At 71.7% G+C, this 18,828-nt stretch carries 20 protein-coding genes; 14 read left to right on the forward strand and 6 right to left on the reverse strand.

Annotation, left to right across the window (positions count from 1 at the left end; all coding sequences use genetic code 11):
* The first annotated feature begins 14 nt into the window (after positions 1-14).
* From BN6_RS21930 to BN6_RS21940, 3 genes are all read left to right on the forward strand, one after another.
* Positions 15-761 (forward strand): SDR family oxidoreductase, encoded by a 747-nt coding sequence (locus BN6_RS21930; protein WP_015101921.1) that lies wholly within the window; start codon positions 15-17, stop codon positions 759-761.
* A complete protein-coding gene (locus BN6_RS21935) occupies positions 758-1,657 on the forward strand; it encodes an ATP-grasp domain-containing protein (RefSeq protein ID WP_015101922.1) in 900 nt (299 codons plus the stop codon). The genes BN6_RS21930 and BN6_RS21935 overlap by 4 nt, the downstream gene beginning before the upstream one ends.
* 235 nt (positions 1,658-1,892) lie before the next feature.
* Entirely contained in the window at positions 1,893-2,801 is a 909-nt protein-coding gene (locus BN6_RS21940) for a DMT family transporter (protein WP_015101923.1), read from the forward strand.
* A gap of 4 nt (positions 2,802-2,805) precedes the next feature.
* Here the strand turns inward: BN6_RS21940 and BN6_RS21945 are convergent, their stop codons facing one another.
* Positions 2,806-3,354, reverse strand: a complete 549-nt coding sequence (locus BN6_RS21945; protein WP_051075676.1) for an ArsR/SmtB family transcription factor — start codon at positions 3,352-3,354, stop codon at positions 2,806-2,808.
* Positions 3,355-3,800: 446 nt separating this feature from the next.
* On the opposite strand from BN6_RS21945, the gene BN6_RS21950 reads away from it, so the two are divergent.
* The gene (locus BN6_RS21950; protein WP_015101925.1) at positions 3,801-4,556 is read left to right on the forward strand and encodes a hypothetical protein; all 756 of its coding nucleotides are present in this window, start codon (positions 3,801-3,803) and stop codon (positions 4,554-4,556) included.
* Here the strand turns inward: BN6_RS21950 and BN6_RS21955 are convergent.
* On the reverse strand, positions 4,525-5,730 hold the full coding sequence (locus BN6_RS21955) for an MFS transporter (RefSeq protein ID WP_015101926.1): 1,206 nt from the start codon (positions 5,728-5,730) through the stop codon (positions 4,525-4,527). The genes BN6_RS21950 and BN6_RS21955 overlap by 32 nt on opposite strands.
* A gap of 375 nt (positions 5,731-6,105) precedes the next feature.
* Between BN6_RS21955 and BN6_RS21960 the strand changes: the two genes are divergently transcribed.
* From BN6_RS21960 to BN6_RS21970, 3 genes are read left to right on the forward strand one after another with little or no spacing between them, the layout of a single operon-like run.
* On the forward strand, positions 6,106-6,978 hold the full coding sequence (locus BN6_RS21960) for an LPD16 domain-containing protein (RefSeq protein WP_015101927.1): 873 nt from the start codon (positions 6,106-6,108) through the stop codon (positions 6,976-6,978).
* A 13-nt stretch (positions 6,979-6,991) separates the two neighbouring features.
* Positions 6,992-8,134 carry a cysteine desulfurase family protein gene (locus BN6_RS21965; protein WP_015101928.1) on the forward strand — a complete coding sequence of 381 codons (1,143 nt, stop codon included), beginning with the start codon at positions 6,992-6,994 and terminating at the stop codon, positions 8,132-8,134.
* Between the two features lie 2 nt (positions 8,135-8,136).
* A complete protein-coding gene (locus BN6_RS21970; RefSeq protein WP_015101929.1) occupies positions 8,137-9,078 on the forward strand; it encodes a D-alanine--D-alanine ligase family protein in 942 nt (313 codons plus the stop codon).
* Positions 9,079-9,366: 288 nt separating this feature from the next.
* On the opposite strand, the gene BN6_RS21975 is transcribed toward BN6_RS21970, so the two are convergent.
* Positions 9,367-11,667, reverse strand: a complete 2,301-nt coding sequence (locus tag BN6_RS21975) for an excinuclease ABC subunit UvrA (protein WP_015101931.1) — start codon at positions 11,665-11,667, stop codon at positions 9,367-9,369.
* A 118-nt stretch (positions 11,668-11,785) separates the two neighbouring features.
* Between BN6_RS21975 and BN6_RS45885 the strand changes: the two genes are divergently transcribed.
* The gene (locus BN6_RS45885) at positions 11,786-12,118 is read left to right on the forward strand and encodes a hypothetical protein (protein WP_015101932.1); all 333 of its coding nucleotides are present in this window, start codon (positions 11,786-11,788) and stop codon (positions 12,116-12,118) included.
* A gap of 27 nt (positions 12,119-12,145) precedes the next feature.
* Here the strand turns inward: BN6_RS45885 and BN6_RS21985 are convergent, their stop codons facing one another.
* Positions 12,146-13,159: a helix-turn-helix transcriptional regulator gene (locus BN6_RS21985; protein WP_015101933.1), complete on the reverse strand. Its 1,014-nt coding sequence runs from the start codon at positions 13,157-13,159 to the stop codon at positions 12,146-12,148.
* A 272-nt stretch (positions 13,160-13,431) separates the two neighbouring features.
* On the opposite strand from BN6_RS21985, the gene BN6_RS21990 reads away from it, so the two are divergent.
* Together BN6_RS21990 and BN6_RS49705 are read left to right on the forward strand one after the other, a co-directional pair.
* The gene (locus BN6_RS21990; RefSeq protein ID WP_231904724.1) at positions 13,432-14,310 is read left to right on the forward strand and encodes an alpha/beta fold hydrolase; all 879 of its coding nucleotides are present in this window, start codon (positions 13,432-13,434) and stop codon (positions 14,308-14,310) included.
* Between the two features lie 126 nt (positions 14,311-14,436).
* Positions 14,437-14,565 (forward strand): hypothetical protein, encoded by a 129-nt coding sequence (locus BN6_RS49705; RefSeq protein WP_269454270.1) that lies wholly within the window; start codon positions 14,437-14,439, stop codon positions 14,563-14,565.
* Positions 14,566-14,651: 86 nt separating this feature from the next.
* Here the strand turns inward: BN6_RS49705 and BN6_RS47980 are convergent, their stop codons facing one another.
* Positions 14,652-14,906, reverse strand: coding sequence for a hypothetical protein (locus tag BN6_RS47980; RefSeq protein ID WP_015101935.1), 255 nt, complete (start codon positions 14,904-14,906; stop codon positions 14,652-14,654).
* Between the two features lie 611 nt (positions 14,907-15,517).
* Complete coding sequence (locus BN6_RS22000) at positions 15,518-15,706, reverse strand: hypothetical protein (protein ID WP_041313603.1); 189 nt, start codon at positions 15,704-15,706, stop codon at positions 15,518-15,520.
* 207 nt (positions 15,707-15,913) lie between these two features.
* On the opposite strand from BN6_RS22000, the gene BN6_RS22005 reads away from it, so the two are divergent.
* From BN6_RS22005 to BN6_RS22020, 4 genes are all read left to right on the forward strand, one after another.
* Positions 15,914-16,597, forward strand: coding sequence for a response regulator transcription factor (locus BN6_RS22005; protein ID WP_015101937.1), 684 nt, complete (start codon positions 15,914-15,916; stop codon positions 16,595-16,597).
* Positions 16,594-17,964, forward strand: a complete 1,371-nt coding sequence (locus BN6_RS22010; RefSeq protein ID WP_015101938.1) for a HAMP domain-containing sensor histidine kinase — start codon at positions 16,594-16,596, stop codon at positions 17,962-17,964. Before BN6_RS22005 ends, BN6_RS22010 begins: the two co-directional genes overlap by 4 nt.
* A complete protein-coding gene (locus BN6_RS22015; protein ID WP_041313605.1) occupies positions 17,961-18,170 on the forward strand; it encodes a hypothetical protein in 210 nt (69 codons plus the stop codon). The genes BN6_RS22010 and BN6_RS22015 overlap by 4 nt, the downstream gene beginning before the upstream one ends.
* 83 nt (positions 18,171-18,253) lie before the next feature.
* Positions 18,254-18,478, forward strand: coding sequence for a hypothetical protein (locus BN6_RS22020; protein WP_015101939.1), 225 nt, complete (start codon positions 18,254-18,256; stop codon positions 18,476-18,478).
* Positions 18,479-18,828 lie beyond the last annotated feature (350 nt).

Below are 18,828 nucleotides of genomic sequence, written 5' to 3' on the forward strand. Positions count from 1 at the left end.
GGAAAGAGCCCGACTTGACCGCACACCAGCCGAAAACAGCGCTCGTCACCGGGGCCAACCGCGGGATCGGCCGCGAGATCGCGCGCCAGCTCGCCGGGCACGGGATCCACGTGCTGCTCTCCGGGCGCGACCGCGACGCCGTCACCGGGGCGGCGCGGGCCCTGCGCGGCGAGGGCCTCGACGTCGAACCGCTCGTGCTCGACGTGACGAGCTCCGAGAGCATCAGCGCCGCCGCGGCGGAGGTCGAACTGCGGCACGGCAGCCTCGACATCCTGGTCAACAACGCGGGCGTCCGGGTCGAGCAGTACGGCAAGAAGCCGTCGGAGCAGTCGCTGCGGGAGTGGCGGGAAACCTTCGACACCAACCTGTTCGGCGTGGTCGAGGTGACCATCGCCTTCCTGCCGCTGATCCGCCGCTCGCCGGCCGGCCGCATCGTCAACGTCGCCAGCATGCTCGCGTCGCTGACCCGGCACAGCGACGTCGGGTCGTACACCTACAGCGACACGTTCAAGGCGCTGCCCGCCTACAGCGCGTCCAAGAGCGGGGTCAACTCGTGGACCGTGCACCTGGCCTACGAGCTGCGTGACACGCCGATCAAGGTGAACTCGGTGCACCCCGGCTACACCAAGACCGACATGAACGACGGCGCGGGCGACCTCGACGTCCAGACCGGCGCCCGGACCGGCGTCGGCATGGCCCTGCTCGACGACGACGGGCCGACCGGCAGCTACGTGCACATGGGGGAAGTGGTGCCCTGGTGAAGACCGTCGCGCTCGTCACCGACGAGATCAGCCTGCCCATCGACCACGACATGCCCCCGCTGCTGCACGCGTGCCGGGCGGCGGGCCTGGTGCCCGAGGTGTGCGACTGGTACGACACCTCGGTCGACTGGTCGCGGTTCGACGCCGTCGTGCCACGCTCGCCGTGGACCTACGTGGACCGCCTGCCGGACTTCCTCGCCTGGTGCGAGGAAGTCGACGCCGCCACGCTCCTGCTCAACCCCCTGGCGATCGCGCGGTGGGTGCTGGACAAGCACTACGTCGCCGACCTCGCCGCCCGGGGCGTGCCGGTCGTGCCGACCAGGTTCGTCGCGCCCGGCACCGACCCGCTCCCGGTGGTGCGCGAGGTCCTCGCCGAGCACCAGGGCGCCAAGGAGGTCGTGGTCAAGCCGACCATCGGCGCGTACTCCAAGAACGTCCAGCGGTTCGCCCGGCCGCTGGTGGAGGAGGCCGCCCGGTACGCGGGCAAGCTGCTGGACAACGGCGCCCACGTGATGGTCCAGCCCTACTTCGAGTCGGTCGACCGGCACGGGGAGACCGACCTGATCTTCTTCGAGGAGGAGTTCAGCCACTCCATCCGCAAGGACGCGATGCTCAGCCCGGACGGCACGGTGAACGTGCCGACGCTGGACACCCGCACGCCGCGCGAGGCCGACGCCGAGGAGCGGGCGGTCGCGCTGGCCGCGCTCGACGCGGCGGCGTCGCACCTGGGCATCGAGCGGCCCCTGCTCTACGGGCGGGTGGACCTGATCCGCGACGACGACGGCCGCCCGGTGGTGCTGGAACTCGACCTCTGCGAGCCGTCGCTCAACCTGCCCTTCACCGACACCGGCGCGACGCGGTTCGCCGAGGCGTTGGCGAGGCGGCTGGGGTCGTAGTGCGGTCACCGCGCCCGGCGTCGGACGGCGCGCTGCTCGCCGTGCGCGGATCCCCCGCCGGGCGCGGATTCCCCGCCACGCGCGGGTTTTCCGCCGTCCACGTGGGGCCGGCTGCGGTAGCGCGCGCCCGACAGCCGCACCAGGTCGCGGTGCGGGCAATCCGCGCTATTGCGGCAAGAAACTCGTTGACCGCGTGAGAACGCCGACCAATTCCTGCTGACTGCTACGGTGGACCATGAAAACGGATAGTAGCGCTACCGCTCCTATCGGAGTATCACCACTGTCGAAGCGCCAAGGCACCATCTACGCCTCGCTGGCCGTGCTGACCTTCTCCTTCAGCTTCCCCGGAACGGTGTGGGCGCTCGACGGGTTCGGCCCGTGGAGCGCCGCCGGCGTGCGCGGCGTGCTGGCCGCGCTGATCGCGCTCGCGGCACTGCTGGCCACCCGCGCCCCGCTCCCGGCGCGCTCCGACTGGCCCGCGCTCGCCGTGGTCGCCGGCGGCTGCGCGGTCGGCTTCCCGCTGCTGACGACGCTCGCGCTGCAAACCTCGTCCACGGCGCACTCGGCGGTGGTGATCGGCGCGCTGCCGATGGCCACCGCGGTGATCTCCGCGCTGCTGACCAAGCGCTACCCGTCCGCCCTGTTCTGGGGCGCGGCGGGGACCGGCGCGGCGGCCGTCATCGGGTTCACCCTGGCGCAGAACAACGGCATGCCCACCGTCGCCGACCTCTACCTGTTCGCCTCGCTGGTGGTCTGCGCGGCCGGCTACGCCGAGGGCGGCCGGCTGTCGGCGCACATGCCGGGGTGGCGGGTGATCGCGTGGGGCGTCGTGCTCGCCGCGCCGGTGAACCTCGCCGTGTCGGCGGTCGCGCTGGTGCAGGAACCGGTGCACCTCACCGTGAAGGCCGTCGCCGGGATGGCCTACATCGCCGCGATCTCGCAGTTCGGCTCGTTCGTCCTGTGGTACCGGGGAATGGGGCTCATCGGCGTGGTCCGGGCGAGCCAGCTCCAGCTCGCCCAGCCGCTGCTGACGCTCGTGTGGTCCGTCCTGCTGCTCGGGGAGCTCCTGAGCCCGGCCGTCCCGATCACCGCCGTCGTCGTGCTCGCCTGCATCGTGGTCACGCAACGCGCGAGAGCCTCCTGACCGGTCAGCCGTCCCGCAGGGGCGATTCGGTCAGGATCCGCCAGCCCAGACCGGTCAGCCGGTGCCGGACCGCGCCGCCGTCGCGGCGTGAGGCGATGAGCCCGACCTTGCGCAGCTCCGTCGCGCCCTGGGAGGCGGTGGAGGGGCTGACCGCCAACCGCTGCGCCAGGTCGGACGTGGTGCTCTCCTGCCGCAGCGCGTGCAGGATGCGCACCCGGGTGCGCCCGAAGACGCCCGTCAGCGCGTCGAGCCGCTCCTCGTCCGGCCGCGGCGCGGGCCCGAGCGGGCAGCACAGCGTCGCGGGCCGGTCGCCCTCCTCGGTCAGGGTCGGTTCCGAGCACCCGGCACCCAGGACGACCACGAGGCCGCGGCCGTCGAGGTGGACGTCCCGCTCCGGGTGCCGGTTCACCAGCAGCGTCGGCGGACACCACCGGACGTCCGGGTGCACCCGGTTGAGCGCCTCCTCCAGGCAGGCCCCGGCCAGGTCCTCGGGGAAGGCACCGCCGAACCGGACCCTGGCGAGGTCGGTGAGGCCGAAGTGCACCCTCAGCATCTTCTCCCCCAAGAATGCGACACACCGCGTCGGCGATCGGGCCGACGCACGTCCGCGAGTCAGCATACCCAGCGACCCGACTGTTTCCAGAGGTGCCCGCGCGGTCCGCCGAGAGGCGAATTGTCCACCCTGGTAACAGGCCCGCGATTCACTCGTTCGGCGGCCCGTAAACGATCTTCGTCCCGCTTTCTGAATTAATCGAGAAGGGAGCGGCCGAACCCCGGCACCGAAGGGGTCCGCAGGTGGGTGCGCTGAACGGTGGCTTTCCGCGCCTACCACCGGGGTGTAGTGCCGGCCAGGTATCTCCATCTGCGACAAATCAATTCCGGCACACCACCGGACACCCGGTCGACCGTTAGCTGCGCAAGTACGAAGTAGAATTCAGCAAGAATTGACCGACCCGCCGCCGAACGGCCGCACGGCCAGGGCCGCTACAGTCCCCGGACGTGAACAGCGCAGAACCCCTCCCGCCCACCACCGGGACGCCGGATCCGGAGGTGCCGGGACAGGGTTGGCCCGGCGGGCGGTACGCGCCGCGCATCACCGAGCACTCGTTCGTCTGCCAGTTCGACACGCTGGCGGTGCCCGACCTCGCCAAGCGCATGTGCGGCCCGGCCTCCGCGGCGATGGTGCTGGCCCACCAGGGGCTCCTCGGCGACCAGTGGCGCGCGGCCGGCTCGCTCGCCCCGTTCGTGCGCCACGTGATCGACGCGCACGTCGACGGCGCGACCGACGTGCTGCGCCGCCGGTACACCGGGCACGGCCAGGAGTTCGACGTCACCGTGCGGCGGGTCGCCCAGCCCGACACCTGCGTGGACGGCGCGCTGGTCCGACGCCCGGACGACCGGGTCGAGCGCGGCGACGAGGCCCGGTTCACCCCCGCGTTCACCATGGTCGGCGGCTACGACCACCGGTTCTCCGCCGCGCTGTTCGGGACGTTCGGGGTGGCCGCCCGCCTGCACCGGCTCGACGTGCGGGAGTTGGCGGCGCAGTTCGACCGCGGCGAGCTGGACTTCTTCCTGGCCTCCGTGCGCGGCGCGCTCTACGAGGGCAGCCACGTGGTGGTCGTGGACGGCTACCGCGACGGCGTGTTCACGGTGGTGGACCCCTCCGACCCCGTCTACCGCGCGGCGGTGCGCTTCTTCCCCGAGGAGACCATGGCGCACCTGTTCAACGGGTTCGGGACGGCGGTCCTGAGGTGACCCCGGCGATCACGCCCAGCAGCGCGAGCGAGACCACGGCGGCGGCCACCCCCAGCCCCCGGTAGCCCCACGCGGTGACCGCCGCGCCGGCCGCCACGCCGCCCAGCGCGCCGCCGACGTTCATCACCATGTCCGAGAACCCCTGCACGGTGGCGCGCGAGGCGGCCGGGACCGACTCGCCGAGCAGCGCGGACCCGGCGACGAGCCCGCAGCACCAGCCGATGCCGAGCACGGTCAGGCCGACCGCCAACAGCACCAGGTCGTGCCCGTGCGCGCCCGCGACCAGCAGCCCCGACACCGTGAGCAGGACGGCACCGGCCGCCAGCACGACACGGCGTCCGCGCCGGTCGGCCGCCCAGCCGACCAGCGGGCTCAGCGCGTACATCCCGGCGATGTGCAGGCTCATCACCAGGCCGATCGCGGTCAGCGACGCGGCGCCGTGCCCCATGTGGACCGGGGTCATCGACATGACGCCGAACATCACCGCCTGGCCGACCACCAGGGCCGTCAGCGCCACCAGGGCCGGGCGCGACCCGCGCACCGCCCGCCACGCGCCGGGGCCCCGGACCGGCGTGGCGGCCACCGGCGCCCGGCGGTCCAGGCCGACCAGGACGGTCAGCGCCGCCAGGCCGTAGGCCAGCGCCGACACCAGGAACGGGCCCGCGGCCGGGGCGAGGCCGAGCGCGGACGCCGCCCACCGGCCGGGTGCGGCGAGGTTGGGGCCCAGCACGCTGCCGACCGTGGTGGCCCAGACGACCAGCGACAAGTCGCGCGCGCGACGCCCGGGAGGGGCGTCGTCGGCGGCGGCGAACCTGGCCGCGAGGATCGCCGTCGTCCCGCTGCCGAACAGGACCAGACCCACGAGCAGGAACGGCCAACTGCCGGCGGCGGCGCTGCACGCGGCGAGGAGGGCGCCCAGCGCCCCGACCCCGTGCGCGGCCGCCAGCGACAACCGGCGGCCGGCGCGCGCCGCGACCACACCCGCCGGGACGGCGAACAGCGCGGCACCCAGCACGGCACTCGGCTGCGCGAGGCCGGCCAGGGCGTCCGAGCCCGACAGGTCGCGCACCGCGAGGGCGCCGACCACGATCCCCGTGGCGACCCCGATCCCGCCGAGCACCTGCGCCGCGGCGAGCACTCCGAGAACGCGCGTCCGCGTGACCGATGATTGCACCGGTCCACTGTCCCAGAGCTCCCCGGCCGCGCGCCGCACTTTTCGCGATCACCCGGAATAATCTTCGGTACTCCGTTCGGGTGCCGACTCTGTCGGTGTCCGAACATTGCAGACCCGTGGCCTCCATGTTACGTTGGAAACGCTTCGGCGAATGGGTGGTCGACCCGATCACCGCACTCGGTCGAACTGTCGACAGGGGTTATCCACCCAAGGTCTTCCACTGGGGAATTCCGTTTTCCGACCGCCGGTCCGCGCTTCTCCGCCGGATGTTCCGCGAGCGGACACCGGCCGACCGTCCGGGAAACTCATGGCGAACAATCCCCCGGCGCAGGTGGAACCGAATCAGCCGCAATCGGGAACTGGGGAGGCACGGCCATGATGAAGAAGCACACCATCATCGCCTCGGAGGAGGAGTTACACGAGTTCGTCCGCGACGAACTCGCCGAACGCGTGTCGGACGACCTGGTGATCATGGGTGGGCACTACATGCTGTTCGCCGACGAGGACTCCGACGCGCTGGTGCCCGGCATCATCGAGGAGCAGGCGTCGGAGACCATGCGCACGCGGATCGAGCGGCGCGTCGGCATCTTCCCCGGCTACACCTGGGACCTGGCCGTGGAACTGGCCGAGAAGCACGCGGGCCAGTTCGCCGACACCCGGCTGCTGCTGCTGGTCAACGACTGGCAGTACGTGCCGACGCGAGGCCGGTCGGCGAGCGAGTTGCGGGCCGAGCACTTCGCCGGCATGGACGCGCTGCCCGCCCGCTTCCGCGAAACGCTCGCCCGCTCGTCGGTGCTCTCCGAGGCCAACGTGCTCGCCAGCCGCAAGCACCCACTGGTCTTCCCGGAGACCTGGCTCAAGTACCGCTTCCAGAAGAGCGCGGACAAGCTCGTCAAGCAGGGCAGGCTGGAGAAGCGCCTGCTGGAGACCGGCCGCGCGGGCGACGCCGAGGTCTCCTTCCTCGACGCCGACGGCAACTACCGCACGCTGATCAGCTGCGGCGTCACCGGGTGCGCGGGCGAGATCACCGAGATGATCTCCGAGGTGCACCGCGCCGGCCACCGCACGCTGCTGATCTTCGCGCCGGGCGAGTGCTTCGCCCCGGTGCGCACGGGCGTCGAGATCGCCTTGGAGCTCTACGGCCTGACCGGTATGCACGTGCTCGTCGCCGACCCCGGTGGCAGCGGCGAGATGTCCGTGGCGGAGATCTACGGCAAGACGGTCAACGCCGTCTCGTTCCGGTCCTGAGGCGGTCCCCGCGATGCACACCGTCTACTTGGACAACTGCGCGACCACCCGGTGTCGCGACGAGGTCGTGGAAGTGATGCTGCCGCTGCTGGGCGAGCAGTTCGGCAACCCGTCCTCCGCGCACGTGATGGGCCGGCTCGCCCGCCGTGAGGTGGACCGGGGCGTCGCGGCCGTCGCGCGCTTCGTCAACGCCGACCCGGCCGAGCTGACCATCACCTCGGGTGCCACCGAGAGCAACAACCTCGTCATGCTCGGCGCGTTCGAGCTGCACGAGCGGGCACCGGCCAACGTCGTGACGAGCCCGCTGGCCCACAAGTCCACGTTGGAGGTGGCGAAGGAACTGGCCCGGCGCGGCGTCGAGGTCCGCACCGCGCCGGTGTCGCGCAGCGGGCAGGTCGACCTCCGCGCGCTGCGCGGACTGGTCGACGACAACACCCGGCTGGTGACGGTGGACTGGGTGAACTCGGAGATCGGCACCGTGCAGGACGTCCCCGCGATAGCGGAGGTCTGCCGCGCGCACGACACCCTGCTGCACGTCGACGCGGTGCAGGCGGCCGGCCGGATCCCGATCGACGTGGCGGCCCTCGGGGTGGACGCGCTGTCCCTGTCCGCGCACAAGGTGTACGGCCCCAAGGGGATCGGGGCGCTGTACGTGCGCGCGTCCCGGCAGCACCGCATCCGCCCGCTGTCCTTCGGCGGCGGGCAGAACCGCCTGCGCAGCGGCACCCTGCCCACCCACCTGATCGTCGGCTTCGCCCGCGCCTGCGACCTGGCGCGGCAGGAGCTGGCGGCGAACACCGAGCGCGCCCGGTGGCTGCGCCAGATCGTCTGCGACCGGGTGTTCGCGGCGGTGCCGGGCGCGAAGCTGAACAACGACCCCGAGGTCAGCGTGCCGCACATCATCAACGTCTCCTTCCCCGGCGTCACCGGGGAGAGCCTGGTGTCGAGCCTGTCGAAGGTCGCGATCTCGACCGGCTCGGCGTGCAACTCCACCTCGCTGCAACCCTCGCACGTGCTCAAGGGCATCGGGCTGGACGACGCGGACGCCAACAGCGCCGTCCGGATCAGCCTCGACCCGACGATGGACGAGGCCGACCTCCGCTACGGCCTCGACGTGCTGTGCGACCGCGTCCTGGCGCTGCGACAGGAGTTCTGAGCATGGCGACGCGAGAGGTCCTGGTCATCGCGGGCGGCACGTCCTCCGAGAGCGAGGTCTCCCTCAAGAGCGGCCGACGGCTGCTGGAGGGCGCGCACGCCCTCGGACTGCGCGCCGAGCTGGCGGTCGTCGAGTCCCCGGCGGACGTGGCGGCGTTGCCGCTCGGCGCGGGCGACCTCGTCCTGATCGGCCTGCACGGCGGCTTCGGCGAGGACGGCCGCCTCCAGGCGTACCTCGACGTGCTGGGCGTCCGGTACAACGGTGCGGGCCACCGGGCGAGCGCCGTCGGCATGGACAAGGTGCTGACCAAACAGGTCGCGGCGTCGATCGGCATCGACACGGCACCGTGCGCGCTGCTGTCGGCGCACAGCGGTCCGCCGGCGTTCGCGGACGTCGCGCGGACGCTCGGCCTGCCGTTCGTGGTGAAGCCGCGTGCCCAGGGGTGCAGCGTCGACCTCGCCCTGGTGGAGGACGAGGCCGGGTACACCGACGCGGTGGCCGCCGCGATGCGACACGACGGCCGAGCGGTCGCCGAGCACTACGTGGACGGCGTGGAGACCACCGTCGGCCTGCTGGCCGGCGAGATCCTGCCGGCCGTCGAGATCGGCTTCGAGGGCAAGCTGTTCGACCACGCCACCAAGTTCGTCCCCGGCAGGTCCGAGTACCGACCGTCCACCCTGCCCCGGGCCGTCCAGGAGCGGTTGGCGGAGCAGTCGGCCGCGCTGTTCCGCGAACTCGACATCACCGACTACGGGCGGGTGGACTACGTCGTGCCTCCCTCCGGCACCCCCGTGCTGCTGGAGATCAACACTCTGCCCGGCATGACGAACATGAGCGTCTACGTGTACGCCTGCACGGCGGCCGGACTGTCCTATGAGGACATGCTGAGCCGGATCATCAAGGCGGTGGAGGCCAAACAACACCAACCACGCCCGGAGAGGTGAGCCGCCGGGCTCGGCCCGCTCGTGGGCCGCGTCGCGCGGCCCGGATGTGCGAGGTGCCGATCACCGCGCGGTCCCAGTCCAGACTGCCGGCCGAGTGCGGCTCCGCGAACAGCAGCCCGTGCAACCGGGACCAGACGCCGGCCTCGTTCCAGCCACGCGGCCGTCGCCGGCAGGTCATCACGGAACCGACGCCCAGCTCCTGCGGGAAAACTCCCGCTGGCTGCCGGTATACAGCACGAACAGAACGCCCCGCAGGCCGCGCACCGCCGAGCCAGGAAACTTCGGGGCTCAGTGCGCCGCCCGGGTCGCCGCCGCGAGCGCCACGCCGGTGAGCGAGTCCCGGCGTGCGGCGAGTTCGGCGGGTGGGCCCTCGAAGACGAGTCGGCCGCCTTCGGAGCCCGCGCCGGGGCCGATGTCGATGACGTGGTCGGCGCGGGCGACGACGCGCATGTTGTGCTCCACCACGACGAACGTCGCTCCCCCGTCGATCAGGTCGTCGAAGAGCGTGGTGATGGTGTCGACGTCGTCGGGGTGCAGGCCCGTCGTCGGTTCGTCCAGCACGATCCGGTCGGCCCGGTCGCGCCTCGGGTCGCTGAGGTGCCGGGCCAGCAGGAGTCGCTGCTTCTCCCCGCCGGACAGGGTGTCGAGCGAGCGGCCCACCGCCAGGTAGCCGAGTCCCGTGCGCCGCATCCACGACATCGCGCTCGCGATCCCCGCGTGGTCGGCGAACAGCGCCGCGATGTCGGCGGGCACCGCGGCGAGCACGTCCGCGACGGACATCCCGTCCAGCTTCGCCGACAGGGCGGTGTCGTTGAAACGCAGCCCGCCGCACTCGTCGCACGGTGTCGAGACGTCGTCCAGGAACGCCAACTCGGTGGTGATGTGCCCCTTGCCCTTGCACGTGGGGCACGCGCCACGACCGTTGAAGCTGAACCACGAGGGATCGAGCCCCGACGCCGCGCTGAACGCGCCGCGCACGGCATCGGCCACACCCAGCACGGTCAACGACATCGACCGGACGCCGCCGCGCAACGGTTCCTGGCCGACGACCGTGAAGTCCGGGTGTTGGCGCGGTAGCTCGATCGTCGCGAACGAGCTCTTCCCGGATCCGGCGACGCCGGTCACCGCGGTGAGCACACCGAGCGGCACGTCGACGTCGAACCCGGTCAAGTTGTGCGAACGGGCGTCGGTCACCCGCACGGTGCTGTGCGCCGACCGCGGCACCGGCCGCAGGATCAGGGGCTCGGCGAGCAACCGGCCGGTGATCGTCCCGCTGTCGCGCAGCCCGCGCGGTGTGCCCTCGAACTCGATCCGGCCCCCGTCGGCCCCGGCGCCGGGGCCGAGGTCCACGACGTGATCGGCGACGGCGATCACCTGCGGGTGGTGCTCCACGACGAGGATCGTGTTGCCGCGGTCGCGCAGTCGCTTCAGCAGCGCGACCAAGCGCTGGATGTCGGCGGGGTGCAGGCCGGCGCTCGGCTCGTCGAAGACGTAGGTCACGTCGGTGAGGGCGCTGCCGAGGTGCCGCACGATCTTCACCCGCTGCGCCTCGCCGCCCGACAGCGTAGAGGATTCCCGGTCCAGGGTGAGGTAGCCGAGGCCGACCGAGAGCAGGGCGTCCAGCACGTGGCGGACGCCCTTGAGCGCCGGGGCCACGCGCGGGTCCGCGAAGTGGTCGAGCAGGGCACGGAGGTCCGAGACGGACATCCCCACCCAGTCCACGATGGACCGGCCGTCGACAAGGCTCGCCCGCGCCGCCGCGTTCAGGCGCGCGCCCCGGCAGTCCGGGCACCGGTGCGTGGTGACCAGCTGGTCGAGCTCGGCGCGGACGGACGCGGACATCTTGGAGCGCCCCTGCTTGAAGTAGACGTCGCGCATCCGGGTGACCACCCCGTCGAAGCGGGCGGTCGTCGGGAACTGCGGGTCGGGGTTGTCCAGCTTGACCTGGTCGGCGTAGAGGAAGAGGTCCATCTCGGCCGGTGTGTAGTCCTTGAGCGGCTTCGACCGGTCGAACAGGCCGGCGTGGGCGAAGCGCTTCCACCGGTACACCCCCGGGCGGAACACGCTGAAGCGCACCGGTCCCTCGTCGATGTTCTTCTCCGGGTCGATGAGCTCGTCCACGTCGATGTCGAAGACGGTGCCGAGCCCCTCGCACGTAGGGCACATCCCGGACGGGTCGTTGAACGAGTAGGCCGGCGAGTACCCCGCCGACGGTTCGCCGATCCGGGAGAACACCAGCCGCAGCAGCGATGCCAGATCGGTGGCGGTGGCGACGGTGGAGCGCGCGTTGCCGGTGAACCGGCGCTGGTCGATGAGGACCGTGAACGTCAGGCCGTCCATCGCCTGCACCTCGGGCGCGGGCAGCTGCGGCAGCCGGGCCCGGATGAACGTCGAGTAGGAGTCGTTCACGAGCCTCTGCGACTCCGCGGCGATCGTGTCGAGCACGAGCGACGACTTGCCGGATCCGGACACCCCGGTGAACACGGTCAGCAAGTGCTTGGGCACCTCTAGTGAGACGTCGCGGAGATTGTTCGTGCGGGCTCCGGTGACGACGATCGGGGCACCGCCGGCGGATTCGACTGAGGCCATGACCGAACGCTACTGGGTGTGCGGAATGGACGCCGGTCTGGTCGACCTGGTGCCCCGCCGGACGTTCCGCCGACCACACCCGCTGGTATCCGACCTTTCGCGGAGATAGCCTGGCGCGGTGGAATGGCGACGACACGGCGAGCGGCACCTGGTCGGCGCGGCCCTGAAAGGCGATCGGACGGTCCACCAGCCGGACGCCCGTCGGCCCCGGTGCCCGTGGTGCTCGATCAGGCTGCGGCCCAGGCGGGTGCTGGAGGGCTGGGACCCGGGCAGCCGGCGCACCATCCACGCCTGCCTGGAGTGCGACGGCTCGTGGTGCGTGGTCGACAACCCCGGCGAACTGGTGGACGCGCTGGCCGCCTACTCGCGCGCCCGGCGGGACGGGAACGAGCAGCTGCGGGCCGGAGTGGACGGACGGCTGCGCGCACTGTCGCTGACCGTACCGGCCTGACCCTTCGCTTCAGCGCACCACAGGGTTTCACAAGTCCATAGTGGACTCTTCGTCAGCCGGCGTGCGCGTCGGCCTCGACAGAGTGGGAGGGTTGCCGCCGTATCGCGCGACGAGCGCGTTGCCGATCGAGGCCAGGTGGTCCAGCACGCCCGGAGGGCCGGTCACCTCCAGCCATTCGACCAGCCCGGCGAGCTCGCCGGCGAGCGCGTACTCGTTGTAGCCGCGGATCACGACCTCGATGCGGCCGTCGGTCGTGGACCCTCCTACTTCCAGCCGGTCGCCGAGCACCATCCGGAGCCGGCTCATCCCGTCGGGCGTGCACAGCGCCTGCATCTCCAGGGGCGTCCGCCTGCGGTCGACCTCGTCGGCGATCTCGCGCCAGCTCGCGGCGAGGTCGAAGTCCTCGGGTCGCCGCACGGGTTCGCCGGTCGGGTCGACCGACGACACGCGGTCGACCCGGAAGGTCCGCCGGCCGGCCTCGGTGGCAGCGACGAGGTACCACCACGGTCCTTTCGCCACGATGCCCAGCGGGTGGGCGGTTCGCTCGCTTTCGCCGCCGTCGCGGTCGCGGTAACCCAGCCGCACCTGGACGCCGCGGATCACCGCGTCCTGGAGTTCGTCGAGGAAGTGGGGCGTTCGGCGCTCGACCCGGCTGGACCCCCATCGTTGCGGGTCCACGACCAACGACGACGACGCCGCCTCGGCCTGCACCCGGAAGGGTTCCGGCAGTGCCTGGACGAGCTTGCGCAGAGCGGCTTTCACGGCCGGCGTCGCGGCCGAGGCCTGGCCGGCGACCAGGAACAGGGCGCGGGCCTCGCTCGCGGTCAACCCGGACAGGTCGGTGCGGGCACCGCCCACGAGGCGCCAGCCGCCGCCCCGGCCCTGCATGGAGTACACCGGCACCCCGGCCATGGCCAGGGCGTCGAGGTCGCGGCGGGCGGTGCGCTCGGACACCTCCAGCTCGCGGGCGATCTCTGCCGCTGTCGCCTGCTCACGCCGTTGCAGCAGGAGGAGGGTGGCCACCAGCCGGTCGGTTCGCACGCCGCCCAGACTTCCACAACAAACCGGTCATGGGGTGACCGGTTTGGTCGGCACGATGGTGCCATGACCTCACCGGCGGGACCCGCCGCCCACGACCACCTCGACCCTCCGCCCGTCGGAAGCGCGCCGACGCTGCCTTCGGGAACCCTCCCCGCCTGATCCAGGAAAGACGACGAGGAAACACCATGGTCAACCCGACCGATTTTCCCGAGCCCACCCTTGTTCCAGTCAACGGGGTCGAACTCGAAGTCTTCGAGGCAGGCCGTGAAAACGTGGGAAATCCCATCGTGCTCTGCCACGGCTGGCCGGAGCACGCTTTTTCCTGGCGCTACCAGGTGCCCGTTCTGGCCGCGGCGGGCTACCACGTGATCGTCCCGAACCAGCGGGGTTACGGGAACTCGTCCCGCCCGGCCGAGGTGACGGACTACGACATCGAACACCTGACCGGTGATCTCGTCGCACTTCTCGACCACTACGGCTACGAAAAGGCGACCTTCGTCGGCCACGACTGGGGTGCGAACGTCGTCTGGGGACTGACCCTGCTGCACCCGACCCGTGTCGACAAAGTGATCAACCTGAGCCTGCCCTACCCCGAACGTGGCGAAACGCCCTGGATCGAGTTCATGGAACAAGTGCTCGGCGGCGACTTCTACTTCGTCCACTTCAACCGACAGCCCGGCGTCGCGGACGCCGTGTTCGACCAGAACACGTCCCGGTTCCTGCGCAACCTGTACCGGAAGAACGAGCCCGCCAGGGCACCTCAGCCGGGCATGGCGTTGATCGACCTGGCCAGGGCGGAAGCACCACTCGGCGAGCCGCTGATGAGCGACGGTGAACTGGCCGTCTTCGTCTCCGCCTTCGAGTCGACGGGGTTCACCGGCAGCGTGAACTGGTACCGCAACCTCGACCGCAACTGGCACCTGCTGGCGGACGCGGACCCGATCATCCACCAGCCCGTTCTCATGATCTACGGCGACCGGGACATGGTGGCGAAGTCGGCGAACCTGGCGGAGTTCGTACCCGGCGTGGAGGTGGTCAGCCTGGATTCCGGCCACTGGATCCAGCAAGAGAAGCCGGAGGAGACGAACCAGGCGATTCTGAAGTGGCTGGAACAGCAGGCCGTCACGTCGCGCCTCGTCCAGCGGCCCTGACCGGGTGACGAATCCCGGCGTCCGACCCACCTGATCGTCGCCGCTCGACCAGTCGGCCCGCCGACTGGTCGAGCTCGTGGCGCGGGCACAGTCGCGAGGATTTCCCCCTTCCCGTCGATGTAGTCGATGAGCACGTCCGACCGTTCCTCGATGGCCGCCGCCAACAACGCCACCGCAGTCGTCGTCAACTCCCGGTTCCGCGACCGCACGATCGGCCTGCCCGCGTCCAGCAGCGCGCCCACCCGGTCGAGGTGAGCAGCGAACGAACCGTTGTCCACGCCGGGATTCCGCCCAGGATTACGACGGTGTCGAGTTGCCGGCGCGCAGAGGCACCGCCGGTCTCAGGTGAGCGTGGTGCTGCGGAAGGTGTCCAGGGTCGCGTGTGGTGGCGCCCATTTCGGTTGGGGGTGCGGTGTTCCGGCGGCCAGGAGGTAGGGCGGGGTGTGGCCGATGTTGTCCAGGCCCAGTCGGTCGGCGCCGGTGAACATCGTGTGCGTCGGGTTGTCCGTGGCGGCTTCGGCGGCGTGCGACGCGGTGTTCGCGAGGGCGGCCCGGTCTGCCGGCCTGTCCGCCTCATCGGTTTCGGCCTTCGGCAAGCAGCGCCCCGGCTTCGTGCAGGGTCTGCACCGCCTCTTCGACGGTGTCCCAAGACGCGGACCGGCGTTCGAAGGCGGCGTGGCGGATCGCCACGCGAGGTCAGGGGCCCTGGCCGCGACGAGCGGGACCCGACCCCATCCAGTGACAAGCAGGCACCGGCACCGTTCCCAGGCTGCCGGACCGTTGACCTTCCGTCATGTTCCGCGCGCCATCGGGTTCTCCGAGGGCTCCATCGAATGACAAGGCGCAACCGGGCGAGCACGCGACGCCACCCCTCGCCGAACGCGAACATTTGTCAGACGTCCAGTACTGGCCACGCTTTCGCGATCAACGACATGGACAGCGGCTCACAACGACGTTTCCGTGCGCCGGGTTCGCGGTATCGCCGCCGAGTTCGTCCTGGTCGCGCCGGCGCAGGAGGCGTCCGCACAGGAACTCGAACACCAGCGGAACCGTCCACTGAGGACTGTTCCGGTGGGTAAACCGGTGAACGGCCCGCCTCGTCGTCGTGGTCCCAGCGCAGCACGACCATCACGGCCGTCGACGTCCGGAACGGACCGCGGGGCGTCGCCGTGCCGAGCGGGCCCATGCGGTCGCCGGTGAAGTGGGGTCAGTCGGCGCAGCGGCGGCAGCTGTGCGGTCCGATCTGGCGGTCGCGCCCGCGCCAGCCCGCGCCGAGCGCCCTCGCCCACAACGCCTGCCACGCTCTCGGCGGGTGGTCGCCGTCGAACGCCCGGCCGCAGCTGTCGCAGATCAGGAGGAGGGTGGCCGGGTCGTGTTCACCGGGTATCGCGGTCACAGCGGGATGCGTCGACTTTCCTGGCAGGTACGTTGTCCGGCGGGCACCGGCGATCGGCACCCGGTGGTCGCACCGGGATCATGGCGGCGCGCGCGTCCACTGTGGCGGACAACCACGCCGATCAACCTTGCGATCGGCTTGCGATCGGCGGCGGACGCGGCAGTCTGGTGGCGAACTGCTCCGGGCGGGCGTAAAGATCGGCGGGACATGGACTACTCGGTACTGCTGGTCGAGGACGACGAGCACATCAGGCAGGCGCTCGGGCTCGCGCTGGGCGACGAGGGGTTCGCCGTGTCGGACGCGGTCTCCGGCGAGGACGCGCTGCGCGTGCTCGACCACGGGTCCTACGACGTGGTGCTGCTGGACCTCATGCTCCCCGGCGTGGACGGGCTGGAGGTGTGCCGGACGTTGCGGGCGCGCGGCGACCTGCCGATCATCATCGTGACCGCCCGCGCCGACACCGCCGACGTGATCGCCGGGCTGGAGGCGGGCGCGGACGACTACGTCACCAAACCGCTGGCGGCCGACGTGCTGGCGGCGCGCATCCGGGCGCTGCTGCGGCGGCGCGGGGGCGGGCGGCAGGACGAGGTGCTGCGGTTCGGCGGGCTGGAGGTCCGCCCGGACGTGGGGACCGTGCACCGCGCCGGCGTCGAGGTGCACCTGACCCGGACCGAGTTCCGGCTGCTGGTGGAGCTGGGGTCGGCGGCGGGCCGGATCGTCACGCGGGAACAGCTGCTGCAACGGGTGTGGGGCTACGACTACTTCGGCGACACCCGCCTGCTGGACGTGCACATCCGCCGGTTGCGCCGCAAGGTCGAACCCGACCCGGACGACCCGACCCTGGTGCTCACGGTCCGGGGCTCGGGGTACCGGATCGACCCGGACCGGTGACCCGGCTGCCGCGCCTGACCGTGCGCTGGCGGGTCGCCACCGCCCTCGGCCTGGTCTCGCTGCTGGTCACCAGCGCACTGGCGTTCGGGGTGTGGAACCTGACCTCGGGCTACATGCTGCGCCAGCGGGAGCAGAGCGCCATCAGGCAGGCCGAGGCCAACGCCCGTCTGGTCGACCGGTCGCTGCGCAACGGCTCGGAGGGGCTCACCGAGCTGCTGACCGGCCTGACCAGCGGCCCGGACTCGACCGTGCTGCTGTACCGCCCCGGCGAGGTGCTCACCAGCGGCCGGCAGATCGACACCGACGACGTCCCGCGCCGCCTGGTCGACCTGGGCAGGCGCAACACCCCGGCCGCGCAGCGGCTCGTCGTGGACGGCATCCCGGTGCTGGCCGTGTCGCTGCCGATCACGTCGGCGGACGGCGCGTACGTGGAACTCGCGCCGCTGGTGCAGCTCGACCGGACGTTCCGGTTCCTCAGCGCGCTGCTGGTCGCGGGCACGGTGCTGGTCAGCCTGCTCGGGGTGGCGCTGGGCTCGTGGGCGAGCCGGCGGGCGCTGCGCCCGCTGACCGAGCTGACCCGCGCGGCGTCCCGGATCGCGGGCGGCGACCTGCGGGCGCGGCTGCCGGCGCAGACCGACCCGGACCTCACGTCGCTGGCCGTCACGTTCAACGCCACCGCCGACGCGCTGGAGCAGCGCGTGCTCAAGGACGCCCGGTTCGCGGGCGACGTCAGCCACGAGCTGCGCTCCCCGCTCACCACCATGGTCAACGCGGCGGCGGTCCTGCGCCGGCGGCGCGCGGAAGTGCCCGGGACCGCTGGGAAGGCCCTGGAGCTGCTGACCTCGGAAGTGGACCGGTTCGCCCGGATGGTGGTCGACCTGCTGGAGATCTCCCGCACCGACCAGCAGACCGAGGACCTCGCGCTGGAACCGATCGACGTCGCGGTGCTGGTGCGCAACGTCGTCGCGGCACGTCCCGGGCGGCCGGTCGAGGTCGAGGCGGACCCGTCGCCGGCGTACGTGCTGGGCGACCGGCGTCGGCTGGACCGGGTCGTGGCCAACCTGCTGGACAACGCCGAACGCCACGCGGGCGGCGCGGTGCGGGTCGCGGTCCTGCGCCGCGCGGAGGTCGTCCGGCTGGAGGTGGACGACGCCGGACCGGGCGTGCCGGAGGAGCTGCGGGAACGCATCTTCGACCGGTTCGACCGCGGCGCGCGCGCCGGGAGCCGCGGCGGCGACACCGGCAGCGGCCTCGGGCTGGCGCTGGTCGCCCAGCACGTCCAACGCCACCACGGCGCGGTGTGGACCGAGCCGCGGCCCGGCGGTGGAGCCCGTTTCGTGGTCGAGATCCCGGAGGCCGGCCAATGAGGATCACCGCGGTGCTGCTGGCCGTCGCGCTCACCGGGTGCGGCGTCACCGCGCAGGACGAGCCCACCCCGCTGGTCACCTCGTCGGGGGGACCGGTCGCCACCCCCACGCTGACCCAGCGCCCGGACCCGCCGTCGTCCAGTCCCACGACGACCACGACGACCACGACGACCCCGGCCACCACACCCACCACGAGCGGCGGGTGACCGATCGTCAGCCACTCGTCAGGTCCACCACCAGGGGGTTCCGCCCATGATGGGCAGCACCCACTCACCCGGACGGGGTAGCCATGCGTCCTGAGGACTTCGCCGGCGACCTGCTCTGCACGCAGGTCGCCACCCGACTCGCCGCCCAGTTCAGCGCGATGCTGTCGCGCAAGGTCGTGACGGCGACCGTCCTGCGGGCCCGCGCCGACCTGCACGGCCAGGTCGTGCCGGAGGCCCTGGGCGAGATGCTGCACAGGTTGGCCCACCACCGGCTCGGCGTCCTGTGCGTGCCGGCGAGGGCGACGTGACCGGCCCGGACGGCTTCCAGCTCCGGTAGCGCCACCAGCGCCGCCAGCGCCGCCAGCGCCGTCACGCGGCACGACGACGCCGAGAATCGTCAGCCGATCGTCAGGATCAGACGGCGCGACGCACGTCACACTGGTGGTGCGACTCGCGACGCGGGGCCGCGATGCGAGTCGCACCACAACTTCGTCCAGGACGCTCCGCAGCCTCGTGGAGCGTCCTGGGCACGCAGGATCGGCATCGACCCAGTAGGGCCACCCCAAGTAGGGCCGGCAGGGCCGGGGCATGGCGGCGCTATGCTGCTGGAACTCGTGCGAGCCCCGACGGTGTGACTCCGCCCGCCTTCCTGTGGACT

The sequence above is a fragment of the Saccharothrix espanaensis DSM 44229 genome, from assembly GCF_000328705.1.
Classification (GTDB): domain Bacteria; phylum Actinomycetota; class Actinomycetes; order Mycobacteriales; family Pseudonocardiaceae; genus Actinosynnema; species Actinosynnema espanaense.

Excerpts from the sequence above, each read along its gene's own strand:
- BN6_RS22015 (WP_041313605.1), top strand. The coding sequence starts at position 17,961 with ATGAGGATCACCGCGGTGCTGCTGGCCGTCGCGCTCACCGGGTGCGGC.
- BN6_RS49705 (WP_269454270.1), top strand. The coding sequence starts at position 14,437 with ATGAGCACGTCCGACCGTTCCTCGATGGCCGCCGCCAACAACGCCACC.
- BN6_RS21970 (WP_015101929.1), top strand. The coding sequence starts at position 8,137 with ATGGCGACGCGAGAGGTCCTGGTCATCGCGGGCGGCACGTCCTCCGAG.
- BN6_RS22005 (WP_015101937.1), top strand. The coding sequence starts at position 15,914 with ATGGACTACTCGGTACTGCTGGTCGAGGACGACGAGCACATCAGGCAG.
- BN6_RS21960 (WP_015101927.1), top strand. The coding sequence starts at position 6,106 with ATGATGAAGAAGCACACCATCATCGCCTCGGAGGAGGAGTTACACGAG.
- BN6_RS22020 (WP_015101939.1), top strand. The coding sequence starts at position 18,254 with ATGCGTCCTGAGGACTTCGCCGGCGACCTGCTCTGCACGCAGGTCGCC.
- BN6_RS21975 (WP_015101931.1), bottom strand. The coding sequence starts at position 11,667 with ATGGCCTCAGTCGAATCCGCCGGCGGTGCCCCGATCGTCGTCACCGGA.
- BN6_RS21940 (WP_015101923.1), top strand. The coding sequence starts at position 1,893 with ATGAAAACGGATAGTAGCGCTACCGCTCCTATCGGAGTATCACCACTG.
- BN6_RS21965 (WP_015101928.1), top strand. The coding sequence starts at position 6,992 with ATGCACACCGTCTACTTGGACAACTGCGCGACCACCCGGTGTCGCGAC.
- BN6_RS21945 (WP_051075676.1), bottom strand. The coding sequence starts at position 3,354 with ATGCTGAGGGTGCACTTCGGCCTCACCGACCTCGCCAGGGTCCGGTTC.